This window comes from Bacillus sp. 9.4, assembly GCF_055486415.1.
Genome location: NZ_JBVFMU010000002.1, coordinates 215,323 through 229,978 on the forward strand (window position 1 = coordinate 215,323; position 14,656 = coordinate 229,978).

At 43.0% G+C, this 14,656-nt stretch carries 14 protein-coding genes; all 14 read right to left on the minus strand.

The features are described from left to right. Positions 1-123: 123 nt before the first annotated feature. The 14 genes from recA to tepA all read right to left on the minus strand — a co-directional run bounded on the left by recA (position 124) and on the right by tepA (position 14,619). Entirely contained in the window at positions 124-1,170 is a 1,047-nt protein-coding gene (gene recA / locus ACZ07B_RS07630) for a recombinase RecA (protein ID WP_003245789.1), read from the minus strand. A gap of 172 nt (positions 1,171-1,342) precedes the next feature. Next, positions 1,343-2,593, minus strand: coding sequence for a competence/damage-inducible protein A (locus ACZ07B_RS07635; RefSeq protein ID WP_464877079.1), 1,251 nt, complete (start codon positions 2,591-2,593; stop codon positions 1,343-1,345). 17 nt (positions 2,594-2,610) lie between these two features. Then, positions 2,611-3,192, minus strand: a complete 582-nt coding sequence (gene pgsA / locus ACZ07B_RS07640; protein WP_003244753.1) for a CDP-diacylglycerol--glycerol-3-phosphate 3-phosphatidyltransferase — start codon at positions 3,190-3,192, stop codon at positions 2,611-2,613. Between the two features lie 49 nt (positions 3,193-3,241). After that, positions 3,242-4,156 (minus strand): cell shape determination protein RodZ, encoded by a 915-nt coding sequence (rodZ, locus tag ACZ07B_RS07645; RefSeq protein WP_024571398.1) that lies wholly within the window; start codon positions 4,154-4,156, stop codon positions 3,242-3,244. An 18-nt stretch (positions 4,157-4,174) separates the two neighbouring features. Then, the gene (locus ACZ07B_RS07650; protein ID WP_003220998.1) at positions 4,175-4,966 is read right to left on the minus strand and encodes a DUF3388 domain-containing protein; all 792 of its coding nucleotides are present in this window, start codon (positions 4,964-4,966) and stop codon (positions 4,175-4,177) included. 129 nt (positions 4,967-5,095) lie between these two features. Beyond that, the gene (locus tag ACZ07B_RS07655) at positions 5,096-5,353 is read right to left on the minus strand and encodes a DUF3243 domain-containing protein (RefSeq protein WP_003245199.1); all 258 of its coding nucleotides are present in this window, start codon (positions 5,351-5,353) and stop codon (positions 5,096-5,098) included. Positions 5,354-5,433: 80 nt separating this feature from the next. Then, positions 5,434-6,162 carry an elongation factor P 5-aminopentanone reductase gene (gene ymfI / locus ACZ07B_RS07660; RefSeq protein ID WP_046381036.1) on the minus strand — a complete coding sequence of 243 codons (729 nt, stop codon included), beginning with the start codon at positions 6,160-6,162 and terminating at the stop codon, positions 5,434-5,436. A gap of 54 nt (positions 6,163-6,216) precedes the next feature. Continuing rightward, entirely contained in the window at positions 6,217-7,503 is a 1,287-nt protein-coding gene (gene yfmH, locus ACZ07B_RS07665) for an EF-P 5-aminopentanol modification-associated protein YfmH (protein ID WP_086343846.1), read from the minus strand. Further along, positions 7,500-8,780, minus strand: a complete 1,281-nt coding sequence (gene yfmF / locus ACZ07B_RS07670) for an EF-P 5-aminopentanol modification-associated protein YfmF (protein WP_464877080.1) — start codon at positions 8,778-8,780, stop codon at positions 7,500-7,502. Before yfmF ends, yfmH begins: the two co-directional genes overlap by 4 nt. Before the next feature lie 179 nt (positions 8,781-8,959). Continuing rightward, positions 8,960-10,171: a bacillibactin exporter BcbE gene (bcbE, locus tag ACZ07B_RS07675; protein ID WP_031600514.1), complete on the minus strand. Its 1,212-nt coding sequence runs from the start codon at positions 10,169-10,171 to the stop codon at positions 8,960-8,962. A 138-nt stretch (positions 10,172-10,309) separates the two neighbouring features. Then, positions 10,310-11,035: a GntR family transcriptional regulator gene (locus tag ACZ07B_RS07680; RefSeq protein ID WP_003245732.1), complete on the minus strand. Its 726-nt coding sequence runs from the start codon at positions 11,033-11,035 to the stop codon at positions 10,310-10,312. A 143-nt stretch (positions 11,036-11,178) separates the two neighbouring features. Beyond that, entirely contained in the window at positions 11,179-13,542 is a 2,364-nt protein-coding gene (gene spoIIIE, locus ACZ07B_RS07685; RefSeq protein WP_464877081.1) for a DNA translocase SpoIIIE, read from the minus strand. A gap of 130 nt (positions 13,543-13,672) precedes the next feature. After that, positions 13,673-13,885 carry a YlzJ-like family protein gene (locus tag ACZ07B_RS07690; protein ID WP_003231871.1) on the minus strand — a complete coding sequence of 71 codons (213 nt, stop codon included), beginning with the start codon at positions 13,883-13,885 and terminating at the stop codon, positions 13,673-13,675. After that, positions 13,882-14,619 carry a translocation-enhancing protein TepA gene (gene tepA / locus ACZ07B_RS07695; RefSeq protein ID WP_003245712.1) on the minus strand — a complete coding sequence of 246 codons (738 nt, stop codon included), beginning with the start codon at positions 14,617-14,619 and terminating at the stop codon, positions 13,882-13,884. The genes ACZ07B_RS07690 and tepA overlap by 4 nt, the downstream gene beginning before the upstream one ends. Positions 14,620-14,656 lie beyond the last annotated feature (37 nt).

Sequence of the window (14,656 nt, forward strand, 5' to 3'; positions counted from 1 at the left end):
TTAGACGAATAAAGCCCTAAAAAAGTTGTCAAAAAAAGCAATATTTTTATCATTTTTTTGCAAAATACAAAAAAGCTGAGTTTTTCACTCAGCCTTTTGTATCATTTGAAACTTATTTTATTTTTATTCTTCAAATTCGAGTTCTTCTTGTGTCTCTTCAGCTTGCTGCTGCACTACTCCGTTATTATCCAAGCCGTAATGTTCACGAATTTGCTCCTGGATCATCAGCATGATATCTTTATTTTCTTTCAGGAATTGTTTTGCATTTTCACGGCCTTGGCCAAGACGCTCTTCTTCATAAGAGTACCATGAACCGCTTTTTTGCACGATATCAAGTTCAGTTCCTAGATCAATGATTTCGCCTTCTTTTGAAATGCCTTCTCCGTACATAATGTCAACCTCGGCTGTACGGAACGGCGGAGCTACCTTGTTTTTCACGACTTTGATTTTCGTTTTGTTCCCCATTACGTCGTTGCCTTGTTTCAGCTGTTCAGCACGGCGCACTTCAAGACGCACGGAAGAATAGAATTTCAACGCACGGCCGCCAGGAGTTGTTTCCGGGTTCCCGAACATAACACCGACTTTTTCACGAATTTGGTTAATGAAAATCGCGATTGTCTTCGATTTGTTAATGGCCCCTGAAAGCTTACGAAGCGCTTGAGACATTAAGCGTGCTTGTAAACCGACATGCGAATCTCCCATGTCGCCTTCAATTTCCGCTTTCGGAACGAGAGCGGCTACAGAGTCGACAACGACAATGTCAACTGCCCCGCTTCGAACCAATGCTTCCGCAATTTCAAGCGCCTGCTCGCCTGTGTCAGGCTGAGACAGTAAAAGCTCTTCGATGTTAACACCGAGCTTTTGCGCGTATACCGGATCTAACGCATGCTCCGCATCGATAAACGCGGCTTGTCCGCCCTGCTGCTGAACTTCAGCAATCGCATGAAGCGCCACAGTTGTTTTACCTGAGCTTTCAGGACCGTATACTTCAATAATCCGTCCGCGAGGATATCCGCCAATTCCCAGTGCTGTATCAAGAGCGAGGGAGCCGCTTGGTACAGTAGAAATTCTTGTATCTGTCTTTTCTCCCAGTTTCATAATGGAACCTTTGCCGAACTGTTTTTCTATTTGTTTAAGAGCCATATCTAAGGCTGCCTGACGATCACTCATTCTATTTTTTCCTCCTTTATGTTACCACTACATATACTATACCCTGTTTGAAGGGATTTGCCAAGAAAAAAGCGAACGCATATTCGGATTTTTTCTTGGCGTGATTCCTATCAAAATATCATAATGTATCAGAGAAATCATGTTTTCTTAGGAGGATAATGTGCTGAAAATATTATTTTTGCTCTAAAAGCTTTAAGATTAAATGGCAGCCGTATTTAGCGCCGCGTTTTCTGATCCCCGTTCTGGAGCCCGCAAAGTGAAACTCGTGAACCTCTTCTTTACCATTTGCGGAAATGCCGATAAACACATGCCCAGGCTCATGCCCTTCTTGAGCATCAGGTCCTGCTACACCAGTAAAGCTAATGCCGATATCGCTGCCAGTGAGTTTTTGAACACCCTTAGCCAGTTCGGATGCGCACTCCTTACTGACCGCCCCAAAACGATCTAATGTTTCCTTCTTGACACCAAGCACATTCTGCTTCACGTCGTTTGTATAGCAAACAACGCCCCCGGCAAATAATTTTGAGGCACCGCTATGATCCGTCAGCCATTCAGAAAACAGCCCTCCGGTAAAGCTTTCTGCCGCAGAAATTGTTATGCCTTTTTCCTTACACGCTATAGATAGCTCTTTTACAAGAGAAGTATCATCGTAACCATAGAAAAATTCACCGACACGCTCTAAGATAACGGCCTCTGTTTCTTTTAACAGACGCTCTGTTTCCTTTTCATCGGCGTGTTTGGCTGTCAGACGCAGCGTCACCTCTCCATCAGCCGCCAAAGGCGCAATTGTCGGATTGGTTTGTGCATCAATAATATCTTCCAAATCGGCTTCAAGCTGAGATTCACCGATACCGAAAAAGCGAAGAACAGTTGACACAATTTTTTCATTTGAACCCATCTTCCTCAGCAGAAGAGGCTTTGCCTCGTTTTCAAACATTGGACGCAATTCGCTCGGCGGTCCAGGAAGAAGCATATAATAGCGCGATTCATGCTCTGTGAGCATTCCCGGGGCCATTCCAAAGTGATTCGCCAGCACGTCAGAGCCTTCGATCACAAGCGCCTGTTTTCGGTTATTAGGTGACATCGTGCGTTTTGTTCGTTTGAAATAGTCCTCAATGGATTGGAATGCCTCATCATTTAACACAAGCGGACGTCCCAGCGTATTTGCAATCGTTTCTTTCGTCAGATCATCTTTTGTGGGTCCAAGCCCTCCTGAAAAAATAATGAAGTCAGAGCGTTCTTCAGCAATGCGGATGACCTGCTTCAGCCGCTCCGGGTTATCTCCGACCGCTGTATGATAAAATACGTTGACCCCGATTTCAGCGAGCTGTTTGCTGATAAATTGAGCATTTGTATTGGCGATTTGACCAAGCAGCAGCTCTGAACCGACTGCAATTATTTCTGCTTTTTTTGGAAATTCCATGACGAAGTCCTTCTTTCTTAGTTAGATGTTTTTAACGCTTCCCAATTTTTAGAGAAATATTCCCAGCCTGAGACGACAGTAAAGAAGACGGCTACCCACAGCGCCAAGTCTGCAAACGGGAATGACACAAGTTCAAATGGAAGATTATGAAGAAGCAATGCGGATACCGCAATAATCTGTGCCCAGGTTTTGATTTTACCAAGCATGTTAGCAGCTACGACTTCTCCTGTTCCGGCTAAGACAAGCCTTAAACCTGTCACGGCAAACTCCCTGCTGATAATCACAATGACCATCCAAGCTGGAGCGAGATCAAATTGAACAAGGATAATTAACGCTGCGGATACGAGCAGTTTGTCCGCAAGCGGATCAAGAAATTTCCCGAAGTTTGTTACGAGATTCAATTTTCGGGCATAATACCCGTCCACCCAGTCTGTTGTAGATGCAATAATAAATAGAATGGCCCCCGCCAAATGTGCGACCGGGATCGATTCGTCTCCAACTTCGAGCCTGCCCCAGTCAAACGGCGCCAGCATGATAATCATGAAGATTGGGATTAATGCGATTCTAGCTAGTGTGATTTTATTTGGTAAGTTAAACATAAAGCCCCTCCAATTTCATACTCGGACGTGAAGAAAAGTCATCTGGTAATTAAGATGACTTTTCTTCCTTTTTATTTACAATCTTTATGGTTTGTGCCATCACTTTTTTCGGATCAAGTTCATATGAAAGAACCTTACCGTTGATTTTTATTTTCAGATTAGGTGCATATCCAGTGCGGATATCAACTTGTTTCTGATCAGTTATGTCTTTTTTATAGGTTTCGTCTTTTTTCAGCGTTCCTTCTTTTAAAGAGCTGCTGTTTTCATCGCGCACTCGAATCCAGGAGCTGTCTGATGCCTTCAGTTCCAGCTCGATTTTATCAGCGCCGGACACTTCATAAGTCGTTAACGATCCTTCAGTGCCAGCAGCTTTAATCTCCAGCTTATCACTGTCATTTTCTTCTTTCTTATTTTCGTTTTCTTTCGTTTCTTTTTTAGTGTCTGTCTCTTTTTCAGAGCTGTTCTTTTGATTCTCTTTCAGCGTTGAATCTTTAGGGATTTCGTACTTGCTCTCACTTTGCGTAATTGCTTTTTCTGATGCCGCATTGTGATCATCACTGCTTTTGTGATTCGCAAACTGAATGATCGCGTACACAATGGCAATCACGACAATCACGCCGAGAATAACAAGTATCGTTGGCAGCAGCTCCAGCGCCTTAGATGCTGGCTTTGGCATTTCCTTTTGAAGATTCATGCCGGAGATCTTTTCAGACACATCGTCATGATACGTATTAGGGATATCTTTTTTATGCTCCTCAAACAGTTGATCCGCATCAAGCCCAACGGCTTCTGCATATTGCTTGATGAATGCCCGAACATAAAACTTCCCCGGAATAATGTCATAGTTCCCTTCCTCCAAGGCGGTTAAATACCTTTTTTGAATCTTTGTTGCCGCTTGGAGATCATCCAATGACATTGCTTTTTCCTCTCTGGCTTCTTTGAGCCGGATTCCTAGTTCAGTCACAACAAACACCTTCCAATTTTAAAAATCAAAGCTTGAAAACCCGGATTGATCAAACATTTGGGGTTCCTCGGCATGTTCATATGTAATAACCTCATCAGGGTCATTTCTCAGTTCAATAATATAATCAAAGTCATCTAGTGTATACTCTGTATTTTGAACGAATATGTCCGGATGCTCCACCACTTTTGTTGCCGGAAGCCGCATGATTTCTCGGACCAGCTGGAGATGGCGTTCCGATCCTCTTCGTGTTGACACAATTCCGTCAACGATAAAGACATTTTCAGTGCTGTATTCATCGGCAATCAGCTGGCTTCTTATCGTCTGCTTTAGCAAGGTTGATGACACAAACAGCCACCTTTTGCTGGCACACACACTAGAGGCTACAATCGATTCCGTTTTCCCGACACGCGGCATACCTCTGATTCCGATTAATTTATGGCCTTCTTTTTTGAACAATTCGGCCATAAAATCGACTAATAAGCCAAGCTCGTCCCGTTCAAAGCGGAACGTTTTCTTGTCATCGGCATCCCGTTGAATATAACGGCCGTGGCGTACGGCAAGACGGTCGCGAAGCCTCGGTTCTCTAAGCTTCGTTACTTTAATTGTTTCCATCGTTTTTAAGATTGATTCTAATCGTTTAATTTGATCTATATGGCGGCACCTGAGGAGCATTCCCCTTCTGGAAAGATCGACGCCGTTTATCGTTACGATGTTGATAGAAAGCATCCCAAGAAGAGATGAAATATCCCCGAGCAGTCCGGGGCGGTTCACTTGAATTTCATATTCAAAATACCATTCGAGCTTTGCCAAATGATATACCCCCTTCATTGTGGCAAAATTTTACCTTCCTTTATCATAAAGCATTTTTCTCTAATTAGAAAGAAGAATGTTGCTGTGATGAGGAAAACATAAAAAAGAGAGGAAAAATCCCCTCTCTTCCTAGTGAGTGCTGTTATTTTCAACAAGCTTAACCATCATATTGGCAATGGCGTGCTGTTCATCTTTTGATGCTACACTCCAAAGATCTGCCAGCACTTTTTCCTGCTCGTTCTTAGATTCCACTTCATTAGCCAAGTAGCTGCCGATTTCTGTCGCAAGATCTGTAATCGTATCCTGGCTCATACCTTTATCTTGCGCATAGTTCAGACGGTCGCCAAGGAAGTTTTTCCAGCTATCCCAGTTTTCTAATACTGACATGCTTGTTTCCTCCATTTCATGTGAAGTTACAAGATTATTGTGTCCTTCGCAAAAGAAACTATACACCGAATATTTTCGGATCAGCAGTGCCAGCCGCCATTCACCGACAGAATTTGACCGGTGATATATGACGCTTTTTCAGACAGGAGAAAAGCTGTTGCCTCCGCAATTTCTTGCGGCCGGGCCAGCCGGCCGATCGGAATCTCATCAGCGATCTCTTCTTTTTCAGCCGGGGTAAATTGATTCATCATATTTGTATCAACTGCGCCCGGCGCTACGGCGTTTACTCTGATTCCGCTTGGCGCCAGCTCCTTAGCCAATCCTTTTACAAATGAATGCTGAGCTCCTTTTGCCATGCTGTACAGCACTTCACAGGATGCTCCAGTCTCTCCCCAAATCGAGCTGACAGCCACAATCGCTCCCGATTTATTCCGAATCATGCCTGGCAGAAGGTTTCTCGTCAGCATATACGGACTCGCTACATGAAGCTGAACCATTTCCTGGACCGTTGCGTTATCTACATCCGTAATCAGCCCAAAATGGCTTCTTCCGCTGTTTAAAACAATCGCATCAATCGGCTGAACAATTGAACTTGTCAGCTTATCTGCCCCATCTTGCGCGGACAGATCAGCTTGTAATATCTCAGCATTTACGCCAAACATCTCACTTAGTTTTTCAGCAAGCTCCGCTGCCGCGTTTTGATTTGTATTGTAATGCAGCAGCAGATTGTACCCTCTAGCTGCAAGGGTTTCGCTGATGCTTTTGCCAATGCCGCCGCTTGCTCCGGTGATTAGTGCTGTTTTGTTCATCCTCTTTCCTTCTTTCCGCAGAAAAACACCCCTCACACTGGAGGGATGTTTTGTTTATGATTTAGGAACAACCTTGCAGACAGTCAGTCTGTCTGCAGAAATTTCCTCTTGTATTACGTTCTGGACATCCTCGAGGGTAATCTGCTCGAGTACGGTTACAACGTCAAACAGGCTCATATCCAAGAACGCATAACGGGTAAATTGATTGGCGATGTATTCAGGGGAATTCAGCGCTTTTAAGAATGTGCCGATCTTTTTCTTTCTGGCAAGTTCAATCTTTTCAGCAGTAATCAGTTCACCGGCGCGCAAAAGCATGCTTGAAATGTCTTCAGCCAATTGATCAGGCTCAGGCGTATCTCCGCCGATCGCCGCAAAACCGAACCCATATTCAGCAGTAAAATCAAAGCTGAACGTTTCGTCAATATATCCTTTTTCATAAAGTGATTCATACTGGGCAGAGCTTTTGCCAAAAAGAGCTTCAAGCAATAAGTTCATTGAAAGTTCATGCTTTAAGAGCTCTTTGCCTAATTTAAACGGCTTTTTGGATTTCAGCCCGACAAGGCATTTCGGTCCCTGCACGTTCATTTTGATCTCTTTTTCTTTTCGGAAAACCGCTTCTTGCTCTTTCACTTCTTCCCGTTTGATCTCCGGCTGATCAGTATACGGCTTTTTCTCCTGGTTTTCTCTTACCTGAGTAATAATCGCTTCAGGATCTACAGGGCCGACAATGAAAAGGAGCATGTTACTCGGGTGATAAAACGTTTCATAGCATTCATAAAGAAGGTCTTTTGTAATATGTGAAATGCTTTCCACTGTTCCCGCTATGTCAATTCTGACAGGATGCTCTTTGTACATGTTTTCAATGACCCCGAAGTAAAGCCTCCAATCAGGGTTATCGTCGTACATATTAATCTCCTGCCCGATAATCCCTTTTTCCTTTTCAACCGTTTTTTCAGTAAAATATGGGTCCTGTACGAAATCGATAAGCGTCTCTAAATTGCGTTCAACATTTGATGTGCTTGAGAAAAGGTAAGCTGTTCTTGTAAATGACGTAAACGCATTGGCAGAAGCCCCCTGTTTGCTGAAATCTTGAAAAACGTCTCCGTCCGCTTTTTCAAACAGCTTGTGCTCAAGAAAGTGAGCAATCCCGTCCGGCACGTGAACCATCTCGTTTTTACCTAAAGGGACAAACCGGTTATCTATCGAGCCGTACTTTGTTGTAAAGACCGCATATGTCTTGTTGAAGCCTTTTTTCGGCAAAACGTAAACATCAAGGCCGTTGGACATTTTTTCATGATACAGCGTCTCCTGAAGCTGTTCATATTCGATTGGTTTGATCAAGATGCACCCTCCGTCCCTTTTAAGAAATAAGTCGTATCAAGCTGAATCTTTTCGCCGGCTTTAATGATATCCTCTTTTGTGACATTCTCAATATTGGCAAGAAAGTTTTCGATAGGAATCTCGACTTGAGCAGCGGCCTGCTGATATAAAAATTCAGATAAACCGTATGCTGTATCAATCGTTTCCAGCACTTGATTTCGAATGACGGCCTTTGTCTGTGCTATATCCTGCTCACTGAAATCGCCGTTTTTCATTGCCTGGAATTGCTCAGCAATAATCGAAACAGCCTGTTCAAAATTTTTCACTTCAATGCCTGACATCACCATTAACAAGCCTTTAAAACTTTCTATACGGGAAGCCGCGTAGTAAGCAAGACTGGCTTTTTCCCGAACATTAATGAAAAGTTTAGAATGAGAGAATCCGCCGAACAATCCGTTAAACACTTGTAAAGCAGGATAATCCTGATCTGTATAAGTGATACTGGTGCGGTAGCCGATATTCAGCTTTCCTTGCTTGACATCCTCTTCATCAATTACTTCTTTTGGCTGAACTTTTTCATCAGCGTGATTGTTTTCAATCGTGCCAAGAGTGCGCTCTTCTGTTTTGAAATACTTATCAATTGCCGAATGTACCTGGTTACTGTCCACATCGCCAACTACATATAAATCAAGCTGGTCTTTTTGGATAGCGCTTTGGTATGTTTCGTATAATTGCTCTGCCGTAATGTCATCGACATCGTCGATTTCACCATTGACATGAAGCGCGTAAGGCTCATTTTTGCACATTTCCTGTATCAGCCTTAAATTCGAATAGCGCATTTTATCATCATAGACGGCTTGGATTCTTTGCTTAAGCGTCCGTTTTTCTTGAGCCACATATTGTGACTGAAAAGCGTCTCCCTCTAAAGCAGGTGAAAAGACGATTTCTGCAAGAAGCTGGAGCCCTTTCTCAAGCAGCGGCGTTTGGTCTTTTAAATATTTTTCATTCGGGATTTCAAGCCTGAACGTAATGACGTGCCGCTCTCCTTTTTTCGTAAGATCAGCCGATACTGACGTGCCGTACAGCTCATCCAGGTATGAACGCAATTCTGCGGTTTTCGGATGGCTTTTCGTTCCGCGAAGAAGCACATGCGGAAGCAGCGCTCTTTTGGTGACTTGATCCTTTGTCAGCGGTGCCAGCATCTTAAAAATAAGCGAGACGGTTTTGAATTTTTCTGTTTCTACAATGTGTGCGGTTAAACCGCCGTGCTTTGATTTGAGTTCATTAACATATGACATATGGAACCTCCTTCGTTCATTTCTTAATTAGTATGTATTATGACCAATTTTCAGCATTCGCAGAAACACTCTTTCATGTAATTATAGCAACTGTAGGATTTATAAGGAAACAATAACCTCCGCATGCTGTATAGGTACAGTTGTAAACTGTGCAAGAAAGCGCAAAAAAAGACGGCTGGCTAGACCGTCCCTAAGTTTTTTTCTTCTTCTTCACTTTTTTTAGCATCTACAGTAAAGAGCACTAAAAATAAAGAAACGATGCTGCAAAAAGCCGAGAGTATGAAAATAATCCAGTTTGCATTAGACATTAATGCAGCAAAAACAGGTGGACCGAGAGCTACTCCTATAAAGCGCATGCTATTGTAGAAGGAGGAAATGGTTCCGCATTGTTCACTTTCAATCCCTTCGGTTATCAGTGCATCTAAAGCAGGAAGAGCCATTCCAATCCCAATCCCGCCAAAGCTTAAAAAGACAAATAAAAAATAAAAACTGTGGTTCCACCACAAGGCAATAAACGAAAGGGTTAACAGAATCATTCCTGTAACAACGCAAAATTTCATTCGGCCTTTATCTTTACCGATCTTTTTGCCAGCTATAAAAGAACTGGTTGACAAAAACAAAAGTGGGATTGCCAGTAATCCGCCTTTAGCTACTCCATCAATGGCATACTTGTTCTCCAGCGTATCTGATAAATAAAATAATACGCCAAATAACAAAAACATAATGACGCACCCGATAATGAAGACCGTATAAAGCCAACGACCATCTTGTTTAAAGATTTTCTTCACACTCTTAATAAACTCAGAAACAGCAGGCGCATCTTCATCTTCTTCAGGCTTGGCCACCAAAAACAATACGAGCAAAAAGCTGATCAAACAGAAAAACGGAATAAACCAAAACGGTACAAACCAATACCAAGAAGCCAGTAAGGCTCCAAGTATGGGACTCAGTACCTTCCCTGACGTGTTGGCGGTTTCAATATCGCCAAGACCAGCGCTGACCTTTTCATCGTCTCCTTTAAACAGGTCGCCGATAAACGGCATGACGATCGGAGCGGCACCTGCAGAACCAATGCCTTGAAGAACCCGCCCCGCCAAGATCATAGCATAAGGATTTTTCATATAGGTCGAGGCAAAAGCAGCTACGGCTCCCCCCAATCCTGCAATGAGGAGGCATGGAAGCAATATTTTTTTTCTCCCGAAACGATCCGACAAATATCCGGCAATCGGAATGCAAATAATTGCTACTACTGAGTATACAGTAATGATTAAAGACACTTGAAATGAAGTCACAGACAGCTTTTTCTCCATCATCGGAAGAACAGGAATCAGCATGGAGTTCCCGAGTGTCATCACAAGCGGGACGGAAGACAATGCAATAATATTTTTCATTCCATTTTTCTCTCTCAACATTTTCACCCATTCACTTTCTTGTCATCTCTTATATATTGCGTTAACCGGAATGAAAGTATGTACAAAGAAACATGAATCAGTGCAAATAAAAAAACAGACACATACAGGCGTCCGTTTTTAGAATCGTTTACGCAAAACATGAAATCTGAATTTATCCGCTCTAAAATAATTTAAAGAATAAAGCACCGGTTTATCGTGCTGATCGTAATGGGTTTGTTTTAACAGCAAAAGAGCTGTTTCCGGATCGCATTCAAGTACTGGAGAAATGGTATCGTGATAGCCGATCGGTTCTATATCAGTTACTGCATAGCTGATTACGGAGCCTGAATTTTTCTCAAGCAGGTCAAACATAGATTCTTGCTGATGAGAAAAAGAATTCGGCAAAATATTCATTGGAATTTTGTCTATACAATACACAATCGGCTGTCCGTCAGCTGTCCTGACTCGTTCAAGGTAAAAAAGTTCTTGCCCTTCTGCCAAGTGAAATCTCTTCGTATCATCTTCAGACGGCATAAGCACTTGTGATGATAGAAAAATCGTGCCAGGGGTCATATTCGCCTGTTCTATCATCTTGGTTACACTGTTCAGCTGTTCAATGCCCGAAAGAAATAACGGCTTAGAATGGACAAAAGTGCCTACACCATGCCTTCTGATAATCACATGCTCTTCTTCCAGTATCCGCAAGGCTTCTCTTAGCGTCGCTCTGCTGACACCAAGCTTTTTGGAAAGCTCAAATTCAGAAGGCAGCTTTTCCTTCTCAGTGTAGATCCCATTTTTTATATCCTCTTTAATTCGTTCAATTACTTTCAAATACAAGTGCCGATTATCAGCTTTTGTAGACATGTTTCCCCTCCGTAAACCACTTTCGATAAAAATTATTGAACAATTGGGACAACTATATCATGTTTTGTCGAAAAAATAAATAGAAAGGTGATCAGTTTACATAATGTTATTATTGGCAACTATAGAAAGCGGAACTCCCTTCATTAAGAAGAGAGCTCATCATATTTCTCTTTTGATAATAATACTTCCCTAGGTTTGCTGCCTTCATACGGTCCGACAACGCCGCGTTCCTCCATTGCGTCAATCAGGCGCGCCGCTCTCGTATAGCCGATTCTGAATCTTCTTTGCAGCATTGAAACAGATGCCGTCTGCATGCCGACAATTAATTCAACAGCTTCATCATAAAGTTCATCAGTAACCTCGGAATGAGTTTCAGTTGTCTCCTCAGGAATCATTTCTTCTTGATATTGCGCTTTCTGCTGCGTAATCACATGGTCGACGACCTTCTCCACTTCTTCATCCGACAAAAATGCTCCCTGCACACGGACAGGTTTGTTAGCCCCTACAGGTAAAAACAGCATATCGCCGCGGCCAAGAAGCTTCTCAGCGCCACCCATGTCAAGAATGGTCCTTGAATCCGTCTGTGAAGATACGCTGAACGCGATTCGTGACGGAATGTTCGCTTTGATCACCCCTGTGATAACATCCACCGATGGCCGCTGTGTCGCAATAATAAGATGGATGCCGGCAGCCCGCGCCATTTGGGACAATCTCGTAATCGAATCTTCCACATCGGATGAAGCGACCATCATGAGATCGGCAAGCTCGTCCACAATGACAACAATATAGGGCAGCTCTGGCTGTTTCGCTCCTTCTTCATTGTTGGCGCGTTTTATATAATCATTGTATCCTTCAATATTTCTTGTACCCGTATGAGAAAATAATTCGTACCGCCGCTCCATTTCATTGACAACCTTTTTCAAAGCCTGCGACGCTTTTTTCGGATCCGTTACAACCGGAGCAAGCAAATGCGGAATCCCGTTGTAGACATTTAGCTCTACCATTTTAGGATCGATCATCATCATTTTCACTTCATGCGGTTTCGCGCGCATTAAAATACTTGTAATAATGCCGTTGACACAGACACTTTTCCCGCTACCGGTTGCGCCTGCGACCAAAAGGTGGGGCATCTTGTTTAACTCAGCCAATACAGCTTCACCTGAAATATTGCGGCCGAGTCCAATTAACAGCTTCGCATCCGGTCTGTCATTCAATTTAGACTCCAGCACTTCCTTCAGCGAAACCATTGCCACTTCTGCGTTTGGAACTTCAATTCCGATTGCTGATTTGCCTGGTATAGGCGCTTCGATCCTGATATCCTTCGCAGCAAGCGCAAGCGCTAAATCATCGCTTAAATTGACAATTTTGCTAACCTTCACTCCGACATCAGGATATACTTCATATTTTGTTACGGCCGGTCCGAGATGAACCTGTGTGACTTTCGCCTTTACGCCAAAGCTTTGGAATGTGCGTTCAAGCTTTCTCGCATTTTCATAAATATTCTTTTTATCAGCCTGCTGGCCGGTATGCTTCGAATCTGCCAGCAAATCCAGTGACGGCATCTCGTAATCCTTATTTTCGAGCTCTGTAAAGGTCATAGGAGGAGCAGAAACAATTTCCTTGTCACCTGCCTCCGGTTGAATGTCCTGAAGCGGCTTCGACACAGGTTCGGCGCGCTTTTCTATAACTGGAGACTCTTCCTCTTCATTACGATCAGAAAAGCTTGAGATAATCGGCTCTGAATGAATAAGAGGCGATACTGTTTCATAATCCCCCTCTTCATCAGGAGGCTCCGGTTCCATTTGCTGTTTTTTGCGGGCCGGTTTTTGTTTTTTGCTCGGCGCTTTCGTTTTTTTCGATGACTGCATATTTGATTTGAAGGATTTCATATCATCAATAAATGCTAACCATTGTTCTTTTATAAAACGTCCAATCGGGCTCATCCACTTTTTTAGCGTTTCTTGTAGCGAGCGTCCAGTTACTAAAATCATTCCGATCAAAATCATGACAATTGCCATGATCTGAGAACCAGTCGACGCAAACAAAAAGTGTGAAGCCGCAAACAGCAGCGCACCGATCATCCCTCCGCCTAAATCAGGTGAAGCAGAGCTGCCATTCATGTCCATTAAAAACAATTCCCACGTATTGCGCACCACGCTTGCGGACTCAATAGACCCTTTGTGCGTCAAATTTTTAAATAGCTGCACGTGAGAAAGCAGCAATATGCTTGCGATGATACAGTACAACCCGGCCTTTCGTCTCGTTAAAAGGCTTGGGGTTTTTTTCTTCCAAAACAGTGAGACTCCTAATACCAATAAACCTAACAAGCATAAAATAAACCACTCTCCAGCAAAAAAGCGGAACAAATAGATAAACGTTTGTCCGACTACCCCCAGCTGCAAGATTGCGATAATTGAAATGGCTATACACAGCAATCCGTTTAGCTCGTATTTTATATTGAGCTGTTTCGCCTGTTTTTTTCTTGATTTTCGTTTTTTCTTTGCCACACTCATCACCTTACTGCGTTAAAAAATGTAAGTTCATACATAATGAAGAAAGCAGCCGTTTACAGGCTGCGTTTTTTCTGTAGGATTCCCCTATTATAGCATATTTTGCCCTTAAAAAAGGGTTGGATTCTTATACGTTTAATTTCAGCTTTTGTCCCGGTGAAATGTCCGGATGCAGAAAATGCATTGGATTGGTGCTCATGATTTGAATGACTTCCGCTTCATTCCCTTTCATTTCGACTAGAAGCGGTACACCTTTATATTCAATTTGCTCATGTGCGCTTGTCTCTTGGTTCTGTTCTGCAAACACAATTTCCTGCGGCATCACGGTATAAAGAATCATTGAATCATCCGTCCTTCTTCTTTCCTTGCTTCGTCGATGAGCTCATTCAGTTTATTGATTGCCTGTCCGACACCGCCTGCGTGATCGATCAATCCGTATTTAACTGCGTCCTTACCGACTACATTTGTTCCGATATCCCGTGTTAAGTTTCCTTTTGAAAACATTAGCTCTTTAAATTTCTCTTCGGTTATATTGGAATGGCTTGTCACAAATTTAACAACTCTTTCTTGCATCTTATCCAGGTATTCAAACGTTTGCGGTACCCCGATGACCAGCCCGGTGAGCCTAACTGGATGAATCGTCATCGTTGCTGTTTCGGCGATATAGCTGTAATCACAGGATACAGCAATCGGAACGCCGATGGAATGTCCCCCGCCAAGCACGATAGAAACGGTCGGTTTCGATAAAGATGCAAGCATTTCCGCTATTGCAAGACCAGCTTCAACATCTCCTCCGACAGTATTTAATATGATCAGCAAGCCTTCAATTTTAGGATTTTGTTCAATTGCCACAATCTGCGGGATGACATGTTCATATTTTGTTGTTTTGTTTTGCGGAGGAAGCTGAACATGGCCTTCAATTTGTCCGATAATGGTCAGACAATGAATATTTGTATCTTGGGGCAGCTGCGGAAGCGTCGTTTCACCAAGCTGCTGTATTTTATTCATAATGCTGTCCTTCGCATCATTTTTTTCAGGACGCTCTTCTTCTGTGTTTTCCATACGATGATCCATCTCGCTTTCATCCTTTCCGAGTTTCTCTTTGTATTAT